Here is a 1,733-nt window from a genome sequence, read left to right on the forward strand (position 1 = left end):
AAGAATCTGTCTCACAACTGAGGCAGATTCTTTTTGTTATAAAAGTACTTGTTTTACTGTTTTATTTTCATTACATTTAACTGTATATCAGGTATCTGTATGAATTTCAAGGATTATAATCAGCATCAACTATTTTTGTTTCCACCCACTTTTGAGGACTTGATTCCGGAGTATCATCCTGTTCGCATTGTCAATGATGTGATTGATAAGATTAAAATTGATCCTCTGCTTAAGGCTTATAAAAAAGAAGGTAATCCGAGTTATCATCCCAAAATGATGCTTAAGATTATGATCTATGCCTATATGGACAACACTTACTCTAGTAGAAGAATAGAAAAATCCGTAAAAGAGAATGTTAATTTCATGTGGCTTTCCGGGATGAAGCAGGTAGATCATAATACGATATCCCGCTTTAGAAGCCAGAAACTTAAGGATGCATTCAAAGATATTTTTCGTCAGGTTGTGCTTCTGCTGGCAGAAGAAGGTTTGATTAGTTTACGGGAAGTTTACACTGACGGGACGAAAATAGAAGCTCAGGCGGGACGATACACTTTTGTTTGGGCCAAATCCATCAAAACCAATAAAGAGAAAATGCTAAAGCAATTGGAAGAGCTTTGGAAGTATGCTCAAAACATTGCTGCCAGAGAGGATAGTGATCCCGAGCCCCCTGATTTTAAAGAGATCAGTAAAGAAAAAATAAGAGAAACGGTAGAGAGTATTGATAGAAAGCTTAAGGGCAGTAATACAACAGATAAGAAAGGCAGAGCGGGAGCCAAGTCTAAATTAAACTATATCAAAAATAATTTTGAGAAAAACCTTGAAAAATACCAGAATCAGGAAAAGATATTAGAAGAGAGGGGGTCTTACAGCAAAACAGATCATGATGCTACTTTCATGCGTATGAAAGAAGATCATATGAAAAACGGACAGCTCAAACCTGCCTACAACACTCAGGTATCGAGCGAGAATCAGTTCATTATCAACTATACGGTACACAGACAAACCAATGATATAGGAACCCTTCATTCCCATTTGGAAAATCTTAAAGAAACCTTTGGAAAAGAAGTGTTCTCTAATATAAAAAGCCTGACCGCAGATGCAGGCTATGGAAGTGAGGAAAACTATGAATATCTTCAAGATAATGAGATAGAAGCATTTGTAAAATATAATACCTTTGACAAAGAGCAGGATAAGAATTATCAGAAAAAATATAAAACATTTAGTAAAGAAAACCTGTATTACAACAAGGATCAGGATTTTTATCTCTGTCCTATGGGACAGCGGATGGATAAAACGCACGAAAGTAATGCCACCACTAAAAGTGGCTTTAAACAAAAGTTATCCCATTATCAGGCAAAGAACTGCGTAGGTTGTCCTATTCGGGGAGTTTGTCACCATTCAAAGACCAACCGCAGCATAGAAAGAAACCATAATCTGGAACGTCATAAAGAAAAAGTCCGGGAGTTACTCCTAAGTGAAGAAGGCATAGTGAAACGAAAAAAACGGTGTTACGATGTAGAACCTGTATTTGCACATTTAAAACATTGTCATGGATTTAGACGTTTTAGCCTTAAATCTCTGAAAAAAGTAGAAATAGAGTTCGGATTACATGCTTTAGCTCACAACCTAAGAAAGAAAGTGGCATAAGAGACACTTTTCAAACTGGAAAAAACTTCAAAAGAAAAACGAATAAATACAAAAAAAATCCGCCTCACTGGTTGTGAGACGGACTC

At 36.4% G+C, this 1,733-nt stretch carries 1 protein-coding gene; it reads left to right on the forward strand.

What is annotated here, in order from left to right; all coding sequences use genetic code 11:
• The first annotated feature begins 99 nt into the window (after window positions 1-99).
• Window positions 100-1,647 carry an IS1182 family transposase gene (locus HHL23_RS22340; RefSeq protein ID WP_169236941.1) on the forward strand — a complete coding sequence of 516 codons (1,548 nt, stop codon included), beginning with the start codon at window positions 100-102 and terminating at the stop codon, window positions 1,645-1,647.
• The last annotated feature ends 86 nt before the right edge of the window (window positions 1,648-1,733 follow it).

The sequence above is a fragment of the Chryseobacterium antibioticum genome (genome assembly GCF_012927325.1).
In the GTDB taxonomy this organism is placed as follows: domain Bacteria; phylum Bacteroidota; class Bacteroidia; order Flavobacteriales; family Weeksellaceae; genus Chryseobacterium; species Chryseobacterium antibioticum.